19 protein-coding genes and 8 pseudogenes are annotated in these 21,912 nt (G+C 58.3%); 11 read left to right on the forward strand and 16 right to left on the reverse strand.

The features are described 5' to 3' along the window. Nucleotides 1-189 precede the first annotated feature (189 nt). The 13 genes from PSH76_RS09065 to phnC all read right to left on the reverse strand — a co-directional run bounded on the left by PSH76_RS09065 (nucleotide 190) and on the right by phnC (nucleotide 11,560). Entirely contained in the window at nucleotides 190-1,380 is a 1,191-nt protein-coding gene (locus PSH76_RS09065; RefSeq protein ID WP_305493936.1) for an STY4528 family pathogenicity island replication protein, read from the reverse strand. Then, nucleotides 1,377-1,925: a DUF2857 domain-containing protein gene (locus PSH76_RS09070; RefSeq protein ID WP_032903632.1), complete on the reverse strand. Its 549-nt coding sequence runs from the start codon at nucleotides 1,923-1,925 to the stop codon at nucleotides 1,377-1,379. The genes PSH76_RS09065 and PSH76_RS09070 overlap by 4 nt, the downstream gene beginning before the upstream one ends. Continuing rightward, nucleotides 1,922-3,508 carry a ParB family protein gene (locus tag PSH76_RS09075; protein WP_020300884.1) on the reverse strand — a complete coding sequence of 529 codons (1,587 nt, stop codon included), beginning with the start codon at nucleotides 3,506-3,508 and terminating at the stop codon, nucleotides 1,922-1,924. The genes PSH76_RS09070 and PSH76_RS09075 overlap by 4 nt, the downstream gene beginning before the upstream one ends. A 14-nt stretch (nucleotides 3,509-3,522) precedes the next feature. Next, a complete protein-coding gene (locus PSH76_RS09080; RefSeq protein ID WP_076964377.1) occupies nucleotides 3,523-3,732 on the reverse strand; it encodes a hypothetical protein in 210 nt (69 codons plus the stop codon). An 85-nt stretch (nucleotides 3,733-3,817) separates the two neighbouring features. Beyond that, the gene (locus PSH76_RS09085; protein WP_020300883.1) at nucleotides 3,818-4,660 is read right to left on the reverse strand and encodes a ParA family protein; all 843 of its coding nucleotides are present in this window, start codon (nucleotides 4,658-4,660) and stop codon (nucleotides 3,818-3,820) included. 4 nt (nucleotides 4,661-4,664) lie between these two features. After that, a complete protein-coding gene (locus PSH76_RS09090) occupies nucleotides 4,665-4,895 on the reverse strand; it encodes an AlpA family transcriptional regulator (RefSeq protein WP_020300882.1) in 231 nt (76 codons plus the stop codon). Between the two features lie 115 nt (nucleotides 4,896-5,010). Beyond that, entirely contained in the window at nucleotides 5,011-5,763 is a 753-nt protein-coding gene (locus tag PSH76_RS09095; protein ID WP_032903637.1) for a hypothetical protein, read from the reverse strand. A gap of 303 nt (nucleotides 5,764-6,066) precedes the next feature. Beyond that, on the reverse strand, nucleotides 6,067-7,047 hold the full coding sequence (locus PSH76_RS09100; RefSeq protein ID WP_010466230.1) for an IS5-like element IS1384 family transposase: 981 nt from the start codon (nucleotides 7,045-7,047) through the stop codon (nucleotides 6,067-6,069). Nucleotides 7,048-7,154: 107 nt separating this feature from the next. Further along, nucleotides 7,155-8,024 (reverse strand): LysR family transcriptional regulator, encoded by an 870-nt coding sequence (locus tag PSH76_RS09105; RefSeq protein ID WP_010466239.1) that lies wholly within the window; start codon nucleotides 8,022-8,024, stop codon nucleotides 7,155-7,157. Then, entirely contained in the window at nucleotides 8,018-9,028 is a 1,011-nt protein-coding gene (ptxD, locus tag PSH76_RS09110) for a phosphonate dehydrogenase PtxD (protein ID WP_003118429.1), read from the reverse strand. The genes PSH76_RS09105 and ptxD overlap by 7 nt, the downstream gene beginning before the upstream one ends. Before the next feature lie 8 nt (nucleotides 9,029-9,036). Further along, nucleotides 9,037-9,864: a phosphonate ABC transporter, permease protein PhnE gene (gene phnE, locus PSH76_RS09115; RefSeq protein WP_010466252.1), complete on the reverse strand. Its 828-nt coding sequence runs from the start codon at nucleotides 9,862-9,864 to the stop codon at nucleotides 9,037-9,039. 8 nt (nucleotides 9,865-9,872) lie between these two features. After that, on the reverse strand, nucleotides 9,873-10,736 hold the full coding sequence (gene phnD / locus PSH76_RS09120; RefSeq protein ID WP_010466255.1) for a phosphate/phosphite/phosphonate ABC transporter substrate-binding protein: 864 nt from the start codon (nucleotides 10,734-10,736) through the stop codon (nucleotides 9,873-9,875). Next, nucleotides 10,733-11,560: a phosphonate ABC transporter ATP-binding protein gene (phnC, locus tag PSH76_RS09125; protein WP_003118432.1), complete on the reverse strand. Its 828-nt coding sequence runs from the start codon at nucleotides 11,558-11,560 to the stop codon at nucleotides 10,733-10,735. Before phnC ends, phnD begins: the two co-directional genes overlap by 4 nt. Nucleotides 11,561-12,021: 461 nt before the next feature. On the opposite strand from phnC, the pseudogene PSH76_RS09130 reads away from it, so the two are divergent. From PSH76_RS09130 to PSH76_RS09150, 5 genes and pseudogenes are all read left to right on the forward strand, one after another. Next, nucleotides 12,022-12,534, forward strand: a pseudogene (locus PSH76_RS09130) (IS5-like element ISPre1 family transposase); the annotation flags it as partial. A gap of 519 nt (nucleotides 12,535-13,053) precedes the next feature. Further along, complete coding sequence (ltrA, locus tag PSH76_RS09135) at nucleotides 13,054-14,322, forward strand: group II intron reverse transcriptase/maturase (RefSeq protein ID WP_010466266.1); 1,269 nt, start codon at nucleotides 13,054-13,056, stop codon at nucleotides 14,320-14,322. 59 nt (nucleotides 14,323-14,381) lie between these two features. Next, nucleotides 14,382-14,852, forward strand: a pseudogene (locus PSH76_RS09140) (IS5 family transposase); the annotation flags it as partial. A gap of 158 nt (nucleotides 14,853-15,010) precedes the next feature. Further along, nucleotides 15,011-15,502 (forward strand): annotated as a pseudogene (locus PSH76_RS09145) (OprD family outer membrane porin); the annotation flags it as partial. Nucleotides 15,503-15,857: 355 nt separating this feature from the next. After that, nucleotides 15,858-16,095, forward strand: a pseudogene (locus PSH76_RS09150) (transposase); the annotation flags it as partial. Nucleotides 16,096-16,141: 46 nt separating this feature from the next. On the opposite strand, the pseudogene PSH76_RS09155 reads toward PSH76_RS09150, so the two are convergent. The 3 pseudogenes from PSH76_RS09155 to PSH76_RS09165 form a co-directional block, all read right to left on the reverse strand. Continuing rightward, a pseudogene (locus PSH76_RS09155) lies at nucleotides 16,142-16,360 on the reverse strand (site-specific integrase); the annotation flags it as partial. Then, nucleotides 16,354-16,569, reverse strand: a pseudogene (locus PSH76_RS09160) (chromate transporter); the annotation flags it as partial. The pseudogenes PSH76_RS09160 and PSH76_RS09155, both read right to left, overlap by 7 nt. 97 nt (nucleotides 16,570-16,666) lie before the next feature. Continuing rightward, nucleotides 16,667-16,795: pseudogene (locus PSH76_RS09165) on the reverse strand (Na+/H+ antiporter NhaA); the annotation flags it as partial. 289 nt (nucleotides 16,796-17,084) lie between these two features. Here PSH76_RS09165 and PSH76_RS09170 point away from each other — a divergent pair. The 6 genes and pseudogenes from PSH76_RS09170 to PSH76_RS09195 form a co-directional block, all read left to right on the forward strand. After that, on the forward strand, nucleotides 17,085-18,080 hold the full coding sequence (locus tag PSH76_RS09170; RefSeq protein WP_032902064.1) for a zinc-dependent alcohol dehydrogenase family protein: 996 nt from the start codon (nucleotides 17,085-17,087) through the stop codon (nucleotides 18,078-18,080). A gap of 181 nt (nucleotides 18,081-18,261) precedes the next feature. Further along, nucleotides 18,262-18,564, forward strand: coding sequence for a putative quinol monooxygenase (locus PSH76_RS09175; protein WP_032902063.1), 303 nt, complete (start codon nucleotides 18,262-18,264; stop codon nucleotides 18,562-18,564). A gap of 166 nt (nucleotides 18,565-18,730) precedes the next feature. Further along, a complete protein-coding gene (locus PSH76_RS09180; RefSeq protein WP_032902060.1) occupies nucleotides 18,731-19,855 on the forward strand; it encodes an alkene reductase in 1,125 nt (374 codons plus the stop codon). A 106-nt stretch (nucleotides 19,856-19,961) separates the two neighbouring features. Further along, nucleotides 19,962-20,267, forward strand: coding sequence for a helix-turn-helix transcriptional regulator (locus tag PSH76_RS09185; protein WP_017735055.1), 306 nt, complete (start codon nucleotides 19,962-19,964; stop codon nucleotides 20,265-20,267). Between the two features lie 64 nt (nucleotides 20,268-20,331). Further along, entirely contained in the window at nucleotides 20,332-21,300 is a 969-nt protein-coding gene (locus PSH76_RS09190; protein ID WP_044275553.1) for an LLM class oxidoreductase, read from the forward strand. Between the two features lie 108 nt (nucleotides 21,301-21,408). Next, a pseudogene (locus tag PSH76_RS09195) lies at nucleotides 21,409-21,573 on the forward strand (PfkB family carbohydrate kinase); the annotation flags it as partial. Between the last annotated feature and the right edge of the window lie 339 nt (nucleotides 21,574-21,912).

The raw sequence follows: 21,912 nt of genomic DNA on the forward strand, positions 1-21,912 counted from the left end.
GGTCTGTTCGGTTTGGTTTAAGAGGGCTAATTATGGAGACGTCAGTAGATTTGATGCCACCGGCATCAAATCTACTGACGTCTACGTTCATCGAAAGAGATGTCCCGGCTTTTCCCTAAGAGTTTCATAGTTTGATCCGATGTGTTCGTAGAGTGGAACACCATGGATTTGATGCCACTGGCATCAAATCTACTGAGGTCCACCGCGTTTGCCACGCAGTTGGCGCAGCTCATTCAGGCACGCTTGTGCGAGGGCAGACGCGGGTTCGCCCTGTTGTCGAGATGGCCGCGAGGGAGCGGGTGGAGGTGATTCTGCAATGGGTGAAGGTTCGGCCTGACCTGCCCAAGGACGAAAGTCACCTTTCAGTGCGCGCTGGATCAGGCCCATCAGATACGCCGCTGGCTTGCGGATTCCACCGGCCGCACAACGTGCTCCCGCTTCGTTGAGCACCGCCTGCCGATCCGCTGGTTTGAGTTTGTTCAGCGCCACGGCGACGGCCTGACGCTCGCTTGGGCTCAGGTGCAGCGCAGCGGGCCAGTGCAGGTTATCCACCGCTGCGGTCGCGCGCGGTACTGTACAAATACTTTCTTTTAATACAGTACAGGCGGCGTTCGGATTCCGAACGGTGTCTGAAACATTGACGTTCAGGCCCGGTTCGGAATCCGAACGAGGGCCTGCACGATTCCGAACGCGGTGATCTTCCTCCCGTTCGGAATCGTGGAAGGCATCAACGGCTGGCTGATCCAATCCTTGCTGCGTCCAGTGTTCGCCCCAGCTGTCGAGCCGCGTCGGTAACCGATCACGATCGATATTCGTGTCCTGGCGGACTTCCTCCACAACGTGCTGAGCGACAATACGCACCGCCTTCGTCGCATGACCGAGGGCATGCCCGACCAGCGCCAGGTAATCCTGATCCAGTTCCATGGTTTCGGCGGGGGTTAACGGCTCATCGTGCAGAACATACAGAAAACCTTGAAGACGTCCGCTGAGCTGATCGCGTCCGCGACTCACCAAACTGAGCCAGCGCGTCAACCTGAGCATCGTCAACACCCGAGCAATGGTTTCACGGGAGGCTGACGCACCGTAGGGCACGCTCGACAGGTAAGGCTGCAAATCCTCATAGCGCGGCGTGACCACGCCCTGGCCTTGCAGCATGAGTCGAAACACCTGCCAGGCATTGCGTTCCAACGGCGTCAACCGACTATCCAACAGCAGCCGACGTGGCACGACTTCGTGAGATTGGCCACTGAATAGAAAGCCAGCTTGCAGGGCCTGGTTGGAGGGTTGTTCAGTGGTAGGGCGTACGGGCCAGCGTTCACTCAGATGCTGGGTGCATTGCTGCAGGACACGCTGCCAACGACTGGAAGGGGCTGTGTTCATGTGCCGTTGCTGTACTGGTCGATTTGTTGCCAGACGATGGTCAAGCTGACTTGTTGCTCCTCCGCCAGCATCATCATGGCGTCGAGCTGGTCCTCGGTACTGTCCTGAGCGCGTAGTTGGCACCAACGCTGCCAGAGCGCATGCTCCTGCGCCTCGCTCAAATTCTGAGGGCGACCTTTTCGGGTTTCTATCTTGAGCAGACGTCGACGCAGGGCGGTTTCCGAATGCGCCAAGCCAAAGCATTGGTACATGATGGTGCTGCTGGCGCCGAGCTTGAGCGCGCGGTTGATCAAGCGCTCGTTCTGCTCGTCACGTTCGGCTTGCTCGATCAACCGATGCAGCACCGGCGAGTCAATCTTGATCTCAACCCAGGGGATGGTTGCATGGGCCAGGCGCGACAACGTAGTGGGCGGTAAGGATTGCAACAGGTAGATGTCGTCCTCACCCAGTCCGAGTGCCTTGCAGCGCTGCAGGTTACCCTGGCGCAGCTCATGCAGTATCTGGGTCAGCATGGCCTGGTTGAGCACATTGAAGGACAGGTTCATGGCAGCTCCTTCGGTGAGCTATCTTCAGGGGGAATCGTTAAGTCGATCAGACGCCGGGCCAGGCGGATCAGGCGATACAGTTTGATTAACAGCCTGTCGGGCAGCCGCTCCAGTCCCACGTCCACGGCGGGACGATTTGTGAGCGGGAGTTGATAGATCCCCAGCAACAATTGGCCGAACAGCGCTGACGGCAGTTGCTTACGATCTTCCCAGTTGACGTCGTCTTGAGCGCGCAGCAGGGCCATGAGCAGTAGGTGAACGCCGGTTGCGTGAGGCGCTGCAAGATCAACTCGCTCGATGTTCAGGGCGAAGCCCAAGCCAAGCGGCTGACCGATGATGCTCTCGGGGTATCCGGCATAGGCCGCCATTTCTCGCGCCAGTCCGGCAATGGCTAAACGCAGTTGTTCGGGTGTATCCAGCGTTGGTGTGATCGTCCAGAGGTCGTCGATTGGGCAGGTTTCGACTGGAGACGTCGCTTTGGTGGCTATCTCGCGATCGATTTGCTCACGAATCTGTTGAACGCGTGATCGAGGATTGACCGCTGGTGAAACATTTGTTTCGGGTTCTGCGAGCAGTTCTTCTGAAACTGACTCTATCCTGCTCTCGACCTGGGTTGATTGTGATTCAGTGTCGGAGGAGGGCGGTTCTGCCGCGGCTTCATGTTCGCTTGGCGAATAGATGTTCTCTGAGGGCCTGGTAGTGACAGCCCCAGGCGTGGATACGACCCGTTGGGTATCGCTCAGCTCCAGGGCCAGCATACGGTAGGACTGTCCGAGCAAGCGGCTCATGCGTTCGAGTAATTCATCCTGGATCTTCTCAAGATCAAAGGATTCAGGATCGCAATCGAAGTAACCCATGGATTCCAGCCAGAACTCTGCAAATGCAACTGTGGCAGTTGGATAACGGTTCCAGATTCGCTCAGCCTGACTACGTAGACCGATCAGACGCTCTATCTGAGGCTTACCCAACCCGGCATACAGAGTTTGTGGAATGGCGGGTAATAAGTGTTCGAGGGTGTCCAGCATCCGGCTGATGTGCGACTGTGAAATCGGATAGCCCCCAGCGGCAAGACGTCGAGCCAGCTCCCGTTGTGAGAGCTGTGGGCCATCCGATTCAAGCATGGTTTTGAGTTTGGCTACCGCCAGAGCCCGTTCGATGAACGTGAGTTGGCCGTGCAGATCGCTTTCCGCCAAATGGCCGAGTAGGGCGTTGGTTTCATTGCTCCAAGGTCGGAACAGGCAGTGAATCCGAAAGAAACGCTCGTCGCGAGTTTCCTGCCACAGCTCGCCGAGAATCGCCAAGCGCGTATTACCGCCGTTGCGGATGATGAAATAGGTTTCTCCCGGGCGACGGGTAATCGGCGGTGGTTGATCCAGCCCGCGTTCACGGATCGAAGCCTTGATATCGTCATACAGCGGATTACGAATGAATCGAGGGTTGTGTTCGTAGGGCCGCAACTGCTCCAGAGTGACCAGCATAGGCGTGTCAGTAAGTGGATCGGATAGCCGCTCCAGTTCTGGACCTCGAGGGAAGTGGTCCTGGTGCAGCTTGTCGGTGATCTGCGCCTGACTGAGCTTCTTCATCGGAACAACCTCAGTTAACGCCGGTTACGCAAATGGTCACCGACCTCGAACTTGACGATCTTGGCAGTCCCCGAACCTTCGAAATGTCTGGAAAGCTCTGCGAGGAGCCAACCCATGGCCGAGCGTCCACCCTGCAGGCGAAAGACGACAGTGCAGTATTCATCGCCAGATGGGTGGTGTGGTCGAGTGAATGGTGGAGCGATGATGGGAAGTTGATCCAACATCAGAAGACTCCTTGCCAAACGCTGTTGGCTATAAGGTCGAGCAAACACAATGATTGGGCGAGAAGTGCCGGCATGGTGAATGGTGTCATTTAACCTCCGTGCACCTGCCCACCCTAGAAATCGCTTCGCGCCATTCCGGAAACAACTCGATGGCCAGCGCTTGCATGGTTTCCATCGCGGATGGCGAGCGTCGTTCCCGTGACTGGCGTGTCTCGACTCGGTGGACCGGTAGGCCAAGGGAGGCGGCGTTGAGGTACGCCACTCGCTCCGGAATTGCGGTGTCTAGAACCGAGATGTTGTTAGCCCCTGCGAAGGTCTCGCGCAGGCCACGGATGATCATCCGGGTGTCCACTCGAATGGCATTCACCTGGTTCAGGAGCAGTCGTAAGGGTGGGGGTGGAATGCCCAGGTGGCGGAAAGGTTCGAGTTCGCTGAGTAGCTTCAAGGTGCCACGCTGCAGTTCGCGGGCGGCGAGCATTTCCGGGGTGATGGGAGAGAGGGCAAGGTCGGAGGCCAGGATGGCCATCTCCAGCAGCACGCTACGCGCACCTTGGGTGTCGATCAAAAGCAGGTCGTAACGGGCGCGGAAGTTGTCGAGCAGATTGCGTAGGCGTAATCGCCCGTCAGGGGCGTGCAGCAGCAAGGTACTCAGTCGACCTTGATCGTCGTTGGAGACGATCAGATCGAGCCCTGCAATCACTGTCCTGGAAATAATCTGGGCAGGCATAGCTAGGTTGAGTGCGATGAACTCGTACGCACCGACATCAGCCTTCTGGCTCAAGGCGTAATAGCTGGAGAGGGTGGGTTGGCTATCCAGATCCAGTAGCAGGACGCGTAGGCCTGCGTCAGCCAGTAGGCCGCCGAGATTGGCGGCTACTGTGGTTTTGCCCACCCCGCCTTTGGTGGAAACCACCGATACCACACGCATGGCATCAGGCCTGTTTGCCTAAGCGTTCAACGACCCACTGCTCGATTTCTAGCGAGTCCCAACCGACTGCCCGCAATCCAATGCGTTTAGCCTGAGGGAATTTACCTTCCTTCATCAGGTTGTAGATGTGCGCGCGTTTGAAGCCGGTTTTTCGCTCCACCTCGTCACGTCGCATGATGTGGCGTTCTACCTGCAGTTGAGGTGCTTCAACGATGGGTAAGGATTGGCTGGACATGCTGGTCACTCCTGGCGCCGATTGGCGCGTGGTGGGAAGTGACCTGAATTGAATAGCAGAAGTGGGGGAGAGTCATTGCACTGCAATCAGAGGTATTGCAGTGCAATTGCTCCACTCAGATACCTTTTTTGAGTATGCGATTGGCTGCGGCGAACTTTGCATCCAGCGTGCGTTTGCTCAGGCCAGGATCGTCTTTGCGATGAGCTGAGATGGAATTGACGATGGAGGATTGACTATCAAATACTGAGTGCGGTTTACCTGATGGCGAGTGTCCTAAGATTAGTTCAAGCAACGCCCCTATGACTTTCAGGTAGCCGATTTCACTGCGGTCACTGAGTTTACTGTTGGACTTTAGTAACTGATGGATATTTTCTCTTTCCAACCCCATTGCCTCAAGCTCATCGAGTAGTTGTTGATAAGACGCTTCTATATTTTTTATCCGCAATTGCATTGCATCTCGGTCGGCTTGTAAGGCCAGATAGGTGCCAGGGCTGATAGCTCCTTGTTGGTTGAAGGACTGTTCGAAAAGAAAGCTTGGTCTTTGGTCAGGGTAGTAGCGCGCCATCCAAACTCTGAGGTCAGTATGGCGGATAGTTATCTGACTGCAATCGATGGGCGTGCCAATCGTGACCGACACGCCGAAGCAGCCATAGGCCAGGTCGCCATGGCGAATGGCATCTATAATTTTTTCGGTATTTGCCTGTAGGCACGGCCATTGGGGGAAGTATTTTGACAGGAGCGCAGGACAGTCCCAAGCCGATTCTAGTATTTGGGTTTCATGAGCCATGAGATTGCACCAGCGTATAGCTGCGTCAATGGGCCGATAAAAAATTTTTGCAAAAACGTTGTAGCTGTCGGGTTCATACATAGGAGCAGCCTCATATTCGAGGGAGCAGATCCGCTAACTACGTTTTTATGGCCTTTACTAGCTGGGCTTCCGTGCGGCAACTGTCCCTTGATTCGGTTTTATTTGTTGGTAAATCGATATCCTTTTTTTCGTGAGAGATCCGAGCATTAAGCACCTAGGGATGGTCTGAAGTAGCCATGTATTTCCCCGGCATACCACCTAGCGCAACTTTTAAACTCGCCAAATGATCAAAAAACAATCAATTCGACGAGTATTTCTTACGTTTTCGCCACCCGGACCCCACTCCGGTGGCCATTTCCCGCATTACAGGCGCACCTCTCCTGCATTCGTCAGTAAATGTCGGCGCGCCATCCACAGGTTCGACAGAGCGAACAGTGTCACCAGTTGCGCCGTGTTTTTGGCCAAGCCGCGAAAGCGCACCTTGGTGTAACCGAACTGGCGCTTGATTACCCGGAACGGATGCTCGACCTTGGCGCGCACCTGAGCCTTGGCCTTTTCAATCTTGCGCTTGGCTTTGTACAGCACGCTGCGCTTATCGAGTTTTTTGTAGGTGCTGCGGCGTGCCGCCACCTGCCAGATAACTTCACGTCCTTCATGCTCGGGCCGCTTTTCGACACCGGTGTAGCCTGCATCGGCGCAGACCACGTTTTCGTCGCCATGCAGCAATTTGTCCACCTGGGTGACATCCGCCACATTGGCCGCCGTGCCCACTACGCTGTGCACCAGACCCGATTCGTCATCGGCGCCGATGTGGGCCTTCATGCCAAAATAATACTGGTTTCCCTTCTTGGTCTGGTGCATTTCCGGGTCGCGCTTGCCGTCCTTGTTCTTGGTCGAACTGGGCGCATTGATCAGCGTTGCATCGACGATGGTGCCCTGGCGCAGCGACAGGCCGCGGTCGCCCAGATAGCCATTGATGACAGCGAGGATGCCGGCCGCCAGCTCGTGTTTCTCCAGCAAGCGGCGGAAGTTGAGAATGGTGGTTTCGTCGGGGATGCGCTCCAGGTTCAGCCCGGCAAACTGGCGCAGGATCGTGGTTTCGTACAGCGCTTCCTCCATCGCTGGATCGCTGTAGCCGAACCAGTTCTGCAGCAGATGCACACGCAGCATCGCCATCAACGGGTAGGCCGGACGGCCACCTTCACCTTTCGGATAATGTGGCTCGATCAAAGCAATCAAGCCCTTCCACGGCACCACCCGATCCATCTCGATCAGGAACAACTCCTTGCGGGTTTGCTTGCGCTTGCCAGCGTACTCGGCGTCGGCGAAGGTCATCTGCTTCATCGGGAAACTCGGTGGGTGGGGTCGCGGTATTTTGCCAAATCAGAAAGTCTTTTTCAGAGTTTCCCTAGGCTGACAAGCCAAGCGCTGGATCGCAACCATCCATCACCTTATCCAGCTAGATCTGCCTCCTCCAATAAGTGCCGCACAAATCCCGGCGGGTGCAGATTTCCGGGAGGTTTGCGCCAGATCAGTTGGAGACGCTTTTCAAGCCCCGGGATGGGAAGAGCTACCAGCGCGCCACTGCGAACTTCGTCTTGTACTGCGGAAGCCATCACCAACGACACGCCGAGTCCCGCCCTCACTGCTTGTTTGACTGCCTCGGTGCTGCCTAGCTGCATACCGCTGCGAGGCACGCCCAGTTCGCCAAAGTATTCGGTCAGAAGCCGTCCGGTACCGCTACCCGGTTCACCTCCCAGCATCGGCAGGTCCACCAGACGATCACGTTCTATGCACCCTGCTTCAGCCAGCGCATGGTCGGGGCTGACGATAAGCACCAGCGGCTCGACCCGCCAGAGGCGGTGTTCGAAGTCGGGGTGAGGTAGCCACCATTCCATGATCGCGGCGTCGAGCTGGCCCGCCAGTAGCTGGTCGGCCACATCCGGGTTGGCGGCGATGCGCAGATCCACCTCGCCCCTCTCATTTGCGGTCGTCAGATAGTTGCGCACGAATGGCTGGAGAAGGTAGGTGCCGATGTTGGAGCTGGCCCCGACGCGCTCACGATTGCCATGCAGGGCTTCTAGCGCCCGGGCGTGCATGTCGAGCAAGGCGGTCGCATGCGGCATGAAGGCCAGCGCCCGTGTGGTAGGCTGGCAGCCGCTACGACTGCGCTGCACCAGCGTTACGCCGACCTGCTCTTCAAGCTTCTGCAAGTGCTGCGACACCGTCGGCTGGGCCAGCCCCAACGCCCTCGCCGCGCTCTGAAAACTGCCTGTTTGAACGATCGCTACCAGGCTCTTCAGCCAGACCGGATTCAACATGCGGCAGGCTCGGCCTTGGGCAGACGGTTCGCAGCGTTGATTGGGCGCGCACCTGCCAATACCTGGATGATGTTCTGCGCTGCACAACGTTCAATCTCCAGGCGCACCGCGCGCACTGCCGACCCTATGTGCGGAGTGAACAGCGTATTCGGATGCGCGAGCAGCGCAGGATCGATCAGCCGCGGCCGGTCCGCGCGAGCCCAGTCTTCCATTTCGAATACATCCGCCGCATACCCGCCGAGCTGGCCTCGCTCAAGCGCCGCGAGCACGGCGGCTTCATCCACTACCGAACCACGACAGGGGTTTACAAGCAGAGCGCCCGGCCGTACGAGGGCAAGCAGCTCGGCGTTGACCAGATGCTGGGTATCGGCATTCAAGGGAAGCGCCAGCAGGATGAAGTCCGAGCTGGCGAAGAGTTCGCTGCACGCCACCTGGCGCAGGCCGAGCCGTTGCTCGGTTTGTGTATCCAGAGCCTTCGCCTCGTGGTACTGCAGGGTCGCGCCCCATCCCTGCAAGCGATCAGCCATGGCCAGTCCGATGGCGCCCATGCCAAGGATGCCGACCGTAGCGTTATCCAGCCCCGTGCCGTAGAACTGTGGTTGCCAGCCCTGGAACTCGCCAGAGCGGACGAACGCATCTGCTGCCCGCAGATGCCGCCCCAGCCCCACCGCCAGTCCGATCGCCAGCTCGGCAGTCGGGACCGTCAACAGATCAGGCACGAAGGTCAGCCAGACCCCGCGGGCAGTACAGGCGTCCACATCGAAATTGTCGAAGCCCTTGAGCGCGCAGCCGACTACACGCAGCTCAGGGCAGGCTTGAAGAAAGTCTGCATCGACCCGATCGGGCATGAACGCCATCATCGCCTGAGCATCGCGGCAGCGGCGCAGAATTTCCTCGCGCGTCAGCGTGCTGTCGGTCTGGTTGGTCATCAGCTCGCAATGTGGCGCCAGCAGTTGCAGGATCTCATCGTGTACTCGGTGAGTTATAACGAGTTTCGGCAGCATGGTTTGTCCTATTTGAAACGTTTGCGCAGCACGCCACTGAAGGCGTCTACTAGCGTGACCATGGCCAGGATGACCAGCAGGATTGCTGCAACCTCCTGGTACTGCATGATGCGCAGCGAGCCCATGAGTTCGAAGCCGATACCGCCGGCGCCAACCATGCCCATCACGGTGGAGGCGCGAAAGTTGTATTCCCAGCGGTAGATCGCCACGTCGGCGAACTGCGGCGTCACCTGTGGCAAAACCGCGTGCAGCAGCACTTGCATCGGCGTAGCCCCCGCCGCCCGAGCGGCTTCCACCGGCGCTTCGTCGACGTGCTCGATGGCCTCGGCGAAGAACTTGCCGACCATGCCGACCGAATGCAGACCCAGGGCAAGCACGCCCGGCAAGGCGCCGAACCCTACGGCTGCAACGAAGATGATGCCCATGATCAGCTCCGGCACCGACCGCAGGGCATTGAGCAGCACCCGGGCAACACCGAACACAAGGGGGTGCGGCGCCGTATTGCGCGCTGCAACGAAGGCCACCACCAGCGAGAACACCACTGCGATGGCCGTACCGGCGATGCTCATCGCCAAGGTGTCGATCAAGGGGCGAATCCAGCTTCGATAGCCCGAAAAGTCTGGCGGCATGGCCTCGCCTGCCAGGGTCGCGATGGAGGGCAGCCCGTTCAGCAGCGTGGTGGCATCGAGCAGCCCCACGTACCAGCAGGCCAACAGCACCACTCCGAATACAATCGCCACCTGCCCCAGCTGGCGCCACCAACCGAGGCCGAAGCCTCGAAGGATGTGCTCGCGTTGCTCTGCAGGCAGCGCCTGCACGTCGTAATGAGTAGACATATCGGTGCTCACATCGTGGCGAAGTCGAGGCCGAGCAGCGATCCCATGTTGCGGATCACATCGTAGTCGGCGTCGGTGATTGGCGCGAAGGCCTCGGCCTTGAAGTTGCGCAGCACTTCGGGATCGTCGATACCGACGAATACATCCCGCACCTTGGTTTTCAGCTCGGGGCTCAGGTTCGAGCGCATCGCCCAGGGGTACTGGGGGTATTCGCCGCTGTAACCAAGTACTTTCACCTTGCTCGGATCGATTAGGCCACGTTCGGCTACGTGATTGAAAATTACCTCCGACAGCCCACCCGCATCGGCGTTGCCGTTCGCCACGTTGACGGCAACGGCGTCATGCGTGCCCACAAAATGTTGTTCGTAGTCCTGCCCACCCGTCAAATCGGCCGTCTCAAGAAGCACGGTTTTGGGAATCAAATGGCTGGACGTCGATGCCCGGTCACCATAGGCCATCTTCTTGCCCTTAAGGTCGGCATACTCATTCACGCCTGACGCCACATTGGCGATAATCACCGAGCGATAGGTCGGCTTGCCGTCGATGACCATGGCAGCGAAGGGCTCGATGTCGCTTTTGCTTTTGGCCATGACGTAGGACAGCGGACCGAAATACGCCAGGTCGATACGGCCAAAGCGCATCGCCTCAATCATCGAGGAATAGTCGGTGGTTACGATCAGCTGCACCTTCTTGTCCAGATGCTCTTCCAGATAATCCTTCAGCGGCTGGTTACGCTTGATCAGCTCGGAGGCGTTTTCGTCCGGCAGCAGGGCAACCTTTAGCACATCCGGATCGGCATCGGCCGCTAGGGCGGACAAACTTGAAACAGCGGACAGCAAGCAAGTCAATAAGAGCGCGGATAAGCGTTTCATCGGGACATCTCCAGTGAAGGTTCGAGCATGACAGGTGGTTCAGCCGGAGCATTCGCTGGCTGAGTCGTAGAGCGGCCTGCATAGATGCGCTCAAGCTGCGCATCGGTGAGTTCCGAGGGCGCGGCATCGAAAACAATCTGAGAATCGGCCAGCCCGACGACGCGATCGGCGAAGCGGCGGGCATATTCGAGTTGATGCAGCGAAACGATGGCGGTGATGCCGTCTTCCTTGCAGATGTCGCGCAGCAATCCGAGAACACGGACCGAAGTGGCCGGGTCGAGACTGGCTACCGGCTCATCGGCCAGAATGATCGCCGGCTGTTGCGCTAGCGCACGCGCGATGCCTACCCGCTGCTGCTGGCCACCGGACAGTTTGTCCACCCGGCTTAGCGCCTTGTCTGCCAGACCGACCCGAGCGAGGCAACTGAGCGCAATCTCCTGATCGGCACGCGGCAGAGGAAACAGCGAGCGGAGCGTGTTGTGAAAGGCCAGCCGACCGGTAAGCACATTAGCCAGTGCGCTTTGACGTTCGATTAGCTGGTGGTGCTGAAAGATCATGGCGGTACGCCGACGATGCTGACGCAAGGCCGAGCCGCTGCCGAGTTCACCGAGTTCGCTGGTGACACTGCCGCCAGTGGGCGTGACGAGTCGATTGAGACTACGGAGCAAGGTCGACTTGCCTGCGCCCGAGAGACCAAGCAGCACGGTGAACTCACCACGCCGAAATGCAATCGAGGTATCGCGTAGGGCTGTCACGCCGCCTGGATAGACGACGCTCAACCGGTCGACCCGCAGCACGGCGTCCTGTATCGGATGGGGCGTCATTTGATCACCTTTCGCAATATTGCTGGCCGCACAATTGCGGTTCGCGATGCAAAGGGTAGAAATTCCTTGTTACCGCACTGCTTCTAAAGGATGACATTTCGATGAATACTTCGAATCTGCCGTAGCGGGGCGGCAAGCGAAGCCGTGGAAGAACGGGCGCAACGTAGCGTCTTTCTTCACGCGGGATACAGGAGGCTTTGATTGATACTGCTGCGGATTCGCTACAGTAACGTTGGGCCAGAACGTAATGCCATCCAAGCAAGAGAGCGCACACTAGCGGACTATAGGAGACATTCTATTCTTGCCCGTCGATTGACCTAGGCCGTTATGTGGCTGGTCGAAACCTTCAGGTGCCGCCCAACTAGACGTCTGTTGTCGCGCCCAGCTTAATGCTAGGGAAACTCTGAAGAAGACTTCCAGATTTTGGCAAAATACCCGGATTCCACCCACCGAGTTTCCCGATGAAGCAGATGACCTTCGCCGACGCCGAGTACGCCGGTAAGCGCAAACAAACCCGCAAAGAGTTGTTCCTGATCGAGATGGATCGGGTGGTGCCGTGGAAGGGTTTGATTGCCTTGATCGAGCCGCATTATCCCAAGGGTGAAGGCGGTCGTCCGGCCTATCCGCTGATGGCGATGCTGCGCGTGCACCTGATGCAAAACTGGTTCGGTTACAGCGATCCAGCGATGGAAGAGGCGCTGTACGAGACCACCATCCTGCGCCAGTTCGCGGGGCTGAGCTTGGAGCGTATCCCCGATGAAACCACCATCCTCAACTTCCGTCGTTTGCTGGAGAAGCACGAACTAGCCGCCGGCATCTTGGCTGTCATCAATGGCTATCTGGGCGACCGAGGGCTGTCGCTGCGCCAAGGCACGATCGTCGATGCCACGCTGATCAATGCGCCGAGTTCGACCAAGAACAAGGACGGTAAGCGCGACCCGGAAATGCATCAGACCAAGAAGGGTAACCAGTACTGTGTGTCACGAACACAGGTCAGATGACCTGTGCTGCTGTGCCGAAGATGGAAGTAGGCCTTCCGAAGTCGGCTTGCAGGAGCGGACTTCAAACCACCCGGTGCTGCGGCATCCAAAAGGTGTGGTGGTGAGCGACCGAGGAAAAGTCATCCCTGAGGATGGCAGGTGAGTATGGAGAAGATGAGCGAAAGCAAACCGTCCGATGACGCATCGTTATGCCCAAGGTGCTGCCGAAACTGAGGTGGAGTACTGGCTTCAGGACAAGTCGGGGCGTTACCTGCTTACGGACCCGATGGCAGCCGGTGTATAGGCGGCATGATCTTCATACAGGCTTTGGTACGGAACGTGAGAACCTTGTTCCAGATGCGAAGGAAAATGACAAATGGCCAACACCATGAGGAAGAATACCGATGCTGGAACGAGGGGCGGAGCCTCCCGTAGTAGCGATGAAGCCTCTGTAATGGAGGTGGAGCGAAGGGGCGGCGTTATCCGGCCGACGAGCGTTGCCAACCTCCGGGGATGAGTGGCGTGAGCTCGGCGAAACCTTATGACATAGCGAAACGCACGGTATGGGACGCCTACCAGCAGGTCAGGGCCAACCGCGGTGCTGCCGGCATCGACGATGAAACCATCGCCGATTTCGAGCGGGATCTGTCTAAGAATCTCTACAAGCTGTGGAATCGGATGTCGTCGGGGTCGTACTTCCCGCCTCCGGTCAAGCAAGTAGAAATTCCCAAGGCATCGGGAGGCACGCGCAAGCTGGGAGTGCCCACGGTTGGTGATCGTGTCGCGCAAACCGTGGTCAAGCTTCTCATCGAGCCGGAGCTGGACTCGATCTTCCACTCGGACTCCTATGGGTACCGGCCGGGACGATCAGCGAAGCAGGCGGTGGCGATCACGCGTGAGCGCTGCTGGCGATACGACTGGGTGGTGGAGTTTGATATCAAGGCAGCCTTCGATCAGATCAATCATGGGTTGCTGATGAAGGCGGTGCGCCTGCACATCAAGGAGGACTGGATACTTCTGTACATCGAGCGGTGGCTGGTTGCGCCGTTCGAAACGGATCACGGTATGCGCGTCCGACGCGAACGCGGCACCCCGCAAGGTGGAGTGATCAGTCCCCTCCTGATGAATCTGTTCATGCACTATGCCTTCGACACCTGGATGCAACGTACCAGCCCCAACTGCCCGTTTGCCCGCTACGCCGATGATGCGGTGGTGCACTGCCGCAGTCGAAAGCAAGCGGAGTACGTGATGCGCTCCATTGCTTCACGGCTGGCTGCCTGTGGCTTGACGATGCACCCCGAGAAATCGAAGGTCGTGTACTGCAAGGACAGTAACCGTCGCGCAGGTTATCCGCATGTGAGCTTTACCTTCCTCGGCTTCACCTTTAGGCCGAGGAAGGCGCTCAGCAAACAAGACCAGCTCTTCACGAGCTTCCTTCCGGGAGCGAGTGCGGATGCCTTAAAGCGGATGCGGCAAGCGGTACGCAGGTGGCGACTCAATCGCCAAACCCACGTGACGCTGGTCGACGTGGCTCGGCTCTACAATCCAGTGATACAGGGGTGGTCGCAATACTATGGCTCGTTCTATCGGACAGCCATGCTTGGCATCTTCCAGCACATTGACCGCGCGCTTGAACGCTGGGCCCGACGAAAATACAAGGCTCTTCATAGGCGCAAGCGGCGCATTAGCCAATGGCTGGACAAGATGCGGACTGTGGTACCCCGGCTGTTTCATCACTGGCGAGTGACCGGGCAGCAAGGTTGGATAACGGGAGCCGTATGACGCGAGAGTGTCACGTACGGTTCTGCGAGCGGCTGCGGGGGCAGTTCCCGCGGCCGACTCACCACTTCGGCATGAAGGCGCACATCGGTGTCGATGATGAGTCGGGCTTGGTGCACAGCGTGGTGGGCACGGCGGCCAACGTGGCCGATGTCACCCAGGTCGATAAGCTGCTGCACGGCGATGAGAACATGGTCGGTGCCGACGCGGGTTACACCGGCGTCGAGAAACGCCCTGAACATGAAGGCCGGGGGGTCATCTGGCAGATCGCCGCCCGCCGTAGTACTTACAAGAAGCTTGATAAGCGCAGTGCTTTGTACAAAGCCAAGCGCAAGATTGAGAAGGCCAAGGCTCAGGTACGAGCCAAGGTCGAGCATCCGTTCCGGGTGATCAAGCGCCAGTTCGGTTATGTGAAGGTGCGCTTCCGTGGTCTGGCGAAGAACACGGCGCAACTGATGACGCTGTTCGCGCTGTCGAACCTGTGGATGGCGCGCCGACATTTACTGGCGAATGCAGGAGAGGTGCGCCTGTAATGTGGAAAATGGCTGCCGCGAGGTGCTCGCGGCGGCTAAAAACACAGAAATAAGCGGGTGATCTGAGCGTTTTTGATCGATTTGCCGCTTTTAAAATCGGCAGGGGCTGAAGTCAGCCAGAAATACACAACTACTTCAGACCATCCCTAAGCGGTACGTTGGCACAGTATGATGCTGTTGAAGATGGTGATCACCTAATCGGGAAGGTCGATAACCGCGCTCTGTATGGCACACTCGGGGTGGCAAGGTCCGGGCATGCTGTGACCGTAGGGTACCAAAGAATGTACGGTGACACCGCGTTCCCCCGGGTGTTCGCCAATATTGCGCCCTTGGCCAATGAACTGCCCACTTATGACTTTTCATCACAAGACGAGGTGTCTTATCAGGTGCGTTACGACTATGACTTTGCGGCGGTGGGGGTACCGGGCCTGCTGTTTTCGACTAGATACGTCGTGGGGAACAACGTTGAGACAGGGCGCGGCTATGAAGGTAAAGACAGCGAACGCGATATCGATATGTCTTATGTTTTCCAGAGCGGGCCTGTCAAGGGATTCGGCATCAGGCTTCGCGACGCGGTAGCGCGGTCTAATTACAGAACTGATATTGACGAGTATCGCGTCGTCCTCAGTTATACCTGGAAGCTCCTATAGCGTTGCGTTCGCCCCAGCCCTGCGTGCCAACATCAGGCTTAACCCCAGGACCCGTGCGCGGTCACTGTGGGTCTTCTGCTCAGCCCCCCCCCCTCGCGGCTGCACCCCACTACTTAGTGGGGGGAAGGTTTTGCAGGAGCTTGACCTTGCTTGTTAGCACGGTCAGTACAGTCGATATCCACGCGCGATCCTGGGACACCCAAGGAAACTGTGAGCACTGTCTGGATGTGTTATCCCACAAAGTTTTGACTGGCTCTGGTACGAGTTCCGGGGGAAACACGACCCAAGAATGGCAGTCGTGGATTTCACGCTAGATGTCCGCTTCTCGCGGATTTCTATAGCTAGATAGGCCGTCCGTCCGTCGATTGATCTTGAACTGATGATCTGCATGCTGGACGTGGGCTATTGCTACGGCATTCGCTCAGAGCCGCGATTGTGCGAAGGCCCATTGAATATGGCGTATCGCTGGTTCTGCCGGTTGAGCCTTGAAGATGAAATACCCAATCATTCGACGTTTTAAAAATCCACACGGCCGTTTTCGCGACAGCGATCTCTTTCGCTGGTTGTTTAATGAAGTGCTGGGTCGCTGCATGGACGTAATCTACGAATCTATGAGAACTCAGCACTAATGATGCCGGCTTATGAAAGTGGTAGTGATCCAGTGGCGGCGTACGCTGGAAAAGACATCATTGATTCGGTCGGTTGATGATCGTAAGTGGAGGACAAAACTGCACTGGGTCGATCACCCAGCAGGTTCCAAGCGCGCTTCTTTTCTTCGGCGTAATCATGATACAGGTAGTGACGTCTCACCCGAGATCCGGCCAGTACATGGTTTTGGCACCGATCGATAACATCCAGATCTGACTGCTTGCAGGCCCTGGCAGGAATTGGCACAGTGCCAACAAGTCTGCATAACTGCGTTCGGACAACCAGCGCCGTCGTGTGACGAACTCGTCACGGAAATAGCCTAAGTGCACGATGGGGCCGCCGAAGGAGCTCAGTCCAAGGCGCAGAAAGATGAGAAAGACAGACCACGGGCTGTGGTGGTCAGTGTGGGTGTTTGTCATGCGTTTGCCTTCGTGCATGAAAGTAGCCGAAGGTTTGCCAGGTACCCGGCCGTCCGAGTGAGGCAAACCTGCTGGGCTGAATAGCTGGCGCTCTTGCGCCCAGGAGCAGTGCCAACGACACACCGAGCATGACCGTCAAAGAGCCTTCATTGGCCAGATTGACGCCATCAAGGCTTACGCCGGCATTGGCGAGCGCAAATAACGGCATGATTACATAGGCGACCCAGATGACCGGCGAAGAGCGAACCACGCCGTGGCGCACTTAGCGGATGGCAGCATTTTTTTCGACAGGGAGAGTTCATAGGCAGCGTAGATAGGGGGAGCAGGGACGGGCATAAAATTATTAAAATTACATATTTACAAATCTATATATGGCGAATAGCATTTGCATGTCCGTGAAGTAGCCACGCACCGGACACACAGACCGAAGCGACGTTGTAACGCGCGGGGCGGCTAACCTGCGCCAGCCAAGGGCTGGCTCGCTGCTCCCATCCCTCAATAGAAGGAGACCCAAAATGACCCGTGTTGTCCGTTTTCATCAGATCGGCGGCCCCGAAGTCTTGCAGATCGAAGAGCTCGAAGTTGGCGCTCCGGGCTCCGGCGAGCTGCGCATCCGCGTCGAGGCGATCGGCCTGAATCGCGCGGAAGCCATGTTCCGCTCGGGTGTGTACCTGGAGCCGACGCATCTGCCGGCCCGGCTCGGCTACGAAGCTTCCGGCATCGTCGAGGCGCTGGGCAGCGGCGTTCACGGCTTCGAGGTTGGCGAAGCGGTCAGCGTGATTCCGGCTTTTTCCATGAACAAGTTTGGCGTCTATGCCGAGCAGGCGATCGTGCCGGCCACGGGGGTTCTGAAGCGGCCGGCGGGCGTCGGCGCGGTGAAGGGGGCGGCGATCTGGATGCAGTATCTGACCGCCTATGGCGCACTGATCGAGATTGCCCAACTCAAGCGCGGTGATGCGGTGATCATCACGGCGGCTTCGAGCAGCGTCGGCTTGGCCGCGATCCAGATCGCCAACAGCGTCGGCGCCATTCCGATCGCGACGACCCGGACGCGCGCGAAGGAGGCGGCGCTACGCGAGGCGGGGGCGGCGCATGTGATCGCCACCGAGGAGCAGGACCTGGTCGCGGAGGTAATGCGGATCACCGACGGCCGCGGCGCGCGCATCGCCTTCGACCCGGTCGCGGGGCCGCAAGTCGAAACACTGGCGCAAGCGATGAGTCAGCAGGGCCTGCTTTTCATCTATGGCAATCTCAGCGGTCAGGAGACGCCGTTCCCGGCCTTGGTAGCGATGAACAAGGCCCTGAGCGTGCGCGGCTACACGCTGTTCGAACTGACCGGTGATCCGCAACGCTTGGCGCCTGCGCAAGCCTTTATCACGCGCGGCCTCGAGGCCGGACAGCTGAAGCCGATCATTGCCAAGACCTTCCCCTTCGAGCAGATCGTCGAAGCGCACCGTTACATGGAATCGAACCAGCAGTTCGGCAAGATCGTCGTCACGGTATCTCGGTAGAGGCAGTTCGTGAAAGACCAGGAGAGGGCAGAGTCGCCTTTCCCGCGACTGCGGAAATGACTCGACGCTGCCCCTTCATCCCCGCCACGCTGGAGCTGGGCGGCAAATCGGCGAATATCGCGTTGGGCTTACTGGAATACGTCACGCATGGTGATGTCGTCGTAACAACAGGAGGTACGTCATGGTCAAAGTAGCGTTGTTCGTTCGTCTGGAAGCAAAGCCTGGGAAAGAGAAAGAGGTAGAGAACTTTCTCTTGGATGGCCTTCCAATAGTGGAGGAAGAGCCAGCCACTACGGCGTGGTTCGGAATCCGCTTGGGGCCGTCCACCTTTGGCATCTTTGACGCCTTCCCGGATGAAGCAGGTCGGCAGGCTCATCTTTCGGGCAAGGTCGCAGCGGCGCTTATGGCAAAGGCTGCCGAGCTGTTTGCCAAACCGCCGTCAATCGAGAAGGTTGACGTCCTGGCGGCCAAGCTACCCGGCTAAGCAAACCCAACAAGGCGCTCCAGTCGCGTCCCTGCCGCTTTGCGGCGGCAGGGACGCGACTGGGCTTGGACGTCCACCGGCCTGTTCTAAACGGAGCGCTCGAGAGGTGCCTGTCCAGGCACTAGCATCTATTTATCTACAAACGCAAATATATAGGTAGTTACACATGAAAGATTCCATTCTTTTCGAAAGCACCACGCTGGGCCCCTACAGCCTGAAAAACCGCATCGTCCTGCCGCCGCTGACCCGTTCGCGTAGCTCGCAGCCAGGCAACATTCCCAATGACCTGATGGCGACCTACTACCGCCAGCGTACCGGTGCCGGCTTCATGGTCACCGAGGGCACCCAGATCGAGCCGCGCGGCCAGGGCTACGCCTGGACCCCGGGCATCCACAGTGCCGAACAGATCCTCGGCTGGCGCAAAGTGACCGATGCGGTACACGCCGAGGGCGGCACCATCTTCGCTCAGCTCTGGCATGTCGGCCGGGTCTCGCACACCTCGTTGCAACCCAATGGCGAAGCCCCGGTGGCGCCATCGGCGATCCCGGCCGAGGGCGTCAGCGTATTCATCGAGACAGGTCCCGGCACCGGCGCCCTGGCGCCGCCTTCGATGCCACGTGCACTGACCACCGCCGAGGTCAAGGAGCTGGTACAGCTCTATGCACAGGCCGCTCGCAACGCCCTCGACGCCGGTTTCGACGGCGTGGAAATCCACTCCGCCAACGGTTATCTGATCAACCAGTTCATTTCCGCGCACAGCAATCAGCGCGACGACGAGTACGGCAGCTCGTTGCAAAATCGCCTGCGCTTCCTCCGTGAGGTGACCCAGGCGGTGGCCGCGGTGGTCGGTAAAGACCGGCTCGGCGTGCGTTTCGCCCCGTTGTTCGCCAGCACCGACGAGGCCCGCGTATATCTCGGCCTGGTCGAAGAAAACCCACACGAGACCTATGTCGAAGCGGTCAAGGTGCTGGAAGAAGTCGGCATCGCTTACCTGTCGCTGGCCGAGGCGGATTGGGAAAACGCACCGGAGCTGCCGGAAAGCTTCCGCAGCGCGGTGCGCGAGGTCTTCAGCGGGCGCATCCTCTATGCCGGCAAATACACCGCCGAGCGAGGCAAGCGTGTGCTCGAGGCGGGCTGGGGCGATCTGGTCGCCTTCGGCCGTCCGTTCATCGCCAACCCGGACCTGCCCAAGCGGATTGCCAATGGCTGGCCGCTGAACCCGGTCGATCCGGCCAGCATGTACGGCGGAACCGCTGTCGGCTACACCGACTATCCGACCTATGGCGGATAGTCCGCTCGAGGTGCCGGCCCCCGAGCGATACGGTTCGGGGGCCGGCGCATTGTCGGTTGAGCGGGCATATCGTAATATAGCAAAAAATAGTTATCGTGCGTGACCTATGAGTATCGACGTAAGCGAAGCGCTGAAGGCGCTAGACAACCCAACACGCCTGAACATCCTCAGTTGGCTGAAGGATCCGCGTCATCATTTCCCCGAGCAGGAGGTGGATCCTGAGCAGGTCGGTGTCTGCGTGAGCATCATCCAGGATCGGGTAGGCCTGTCGCAGTCGACCGTCTCGCTGTATCTCGCTGCCTTGCAGCGGGCGCAACTGGTGACCTCACAACGCATCGGTCCCTGGACTTATTACAAACGCCATGAGCAGAACATCGCGGCGTTCCAGGTGGCCTTGAAAGCGCTGATTTGATGCCTGCTCGCAGGCGTTTTTTCAGCCCTTCAAAATCTATATTTTGAAATATGTAGGAGAGAAGATGTTAACTCCGAATTCCATTCCCTATCAGCAACAACCTGGCTTTCAGCACACCTACCGCCAAGGCCGCCTGAGCCTAGGTCTTTTCTTCCCCCTCGAAGCCTTTACCGGCGATACGCCGAGTATGCTCGACCAAGTGAACCTGGCCCAACGCGCCGAGAAGCTGGGTTTCTCTGCCCTCTGGTTTCGCGACGTGCCGTTACGCGACCCCAGCTTCGGTGATTCGGGCCAGGTCTTCGATCCCTGGGTCTACCTGGGTTTTATGGCGGCACACACTCGCTCGATTGCGCTGGGCACCGCGTCGGTCATCCTGCCAATCCGCAATCCCCTACACACCGCCAAGGCCGCAACTAGTGTCGATCAGCTCAGCGGTGGCCGCCTGTTACTCGGCGTGGCTTCCGGTGACCGTCCAGTAGAGTTTCCGGCATTCGGTGTCGACCCGGAGCAACGCGACAGCCTGTTCCGCGAATACCTCAAGGTATTTCGCGAGGTTCAGCGCAGCAGTTTCGTGCCTTTGACCTGGTCCGGCGGCACGCTTGAGGGGGCCGATCTGATTCCCAAGCCGACGACGGCGGAAATTCCTTTCTTCGTCACCGGCCATAGCCGCCAGACGCTGGAGTGGATCGCCCGCTGCAGTCATGGCTGGATCAGCTATCCGCGTGCACCGAAGACTCAGCAGCTGATTGTCGAGGACTGGCGCAAGGCGGTTCGTGCCGAATGTGGTGAACTGTTCAAACCCTTCACCCAGTCGCTATACATCGACCTGACAGATAACCCGCAGACACCACCTCGGCCGATCCACCTGGGCTATCAACTGGGGCGACATCACCTGATCCCGCTGCTGCACAGCTTGCAGGAGATCGGCGTTAACCATGTGATCATCAATTTGAAATACGGCCAACGCCCCGCAGGTGAGGTCATTGAGGAACTCGGTCAGTTCGTTCTACCTGACTTCGTCATGTCAGCATAAGCCGGCGTGGTGAGGCATCAAATCATTATCCGTGGGGATTGCTCATGAGTTTCAAGGCAGTATTGCTTAACAAGGACCAGCAGGGGTTCTCTGCTCGTGTGACTGAGCTTGGTTGATACCACGGCCGCTGGCGATTCGTTCAACGCGGGTTATCTCGCCAGCAGGCTGGACGGCGGCACTCCACAACATGCAGCTGCCGAAGGCCATAGGCTGGCCGGGCGGGTGATTCAGTATCCGGGGGCATTGATTGCAAGGGAGGTGATGCCGGATTGACAACATGTAGCCGTTTGACTCCGGCCGGAATGGCTCAGGTAACGTCGCGGTGAAGCTGGTAGGCGATGCTACGCAACGGCACTGATAATCAACCGGATCGGGCAACTGCCTGACCCATTCATCCCGAAAGAAGCACCCTCATACCGCGATTGCGAAGCAACCCGAACAATAGTAAACCGGTCGAACCGGCGTCGGCAAAACCCTCGAATGACCAGGTGCGTAAAGTACGTAATAGCAATTGGGAACCGACGCGCGAATAGCCCATCATGGCTCTGCTGGTGCAGATGTCACTCGTCTATCAGAGGTCGGTGACCAACCCTCCGCAGCCCACGTGACCTA

The organism is Pseudomonas sp. FP215 (assembly GCF_030687795.1).
In the GTDB taxonomy this organism is placed as follows: Bacteria; Pseudomonadota; Gammaproteobacteria; order Pseudomonadales; family Pseudomonadaceae; genus Aquipseudomonas; species Aquipseudomonas salmasensis.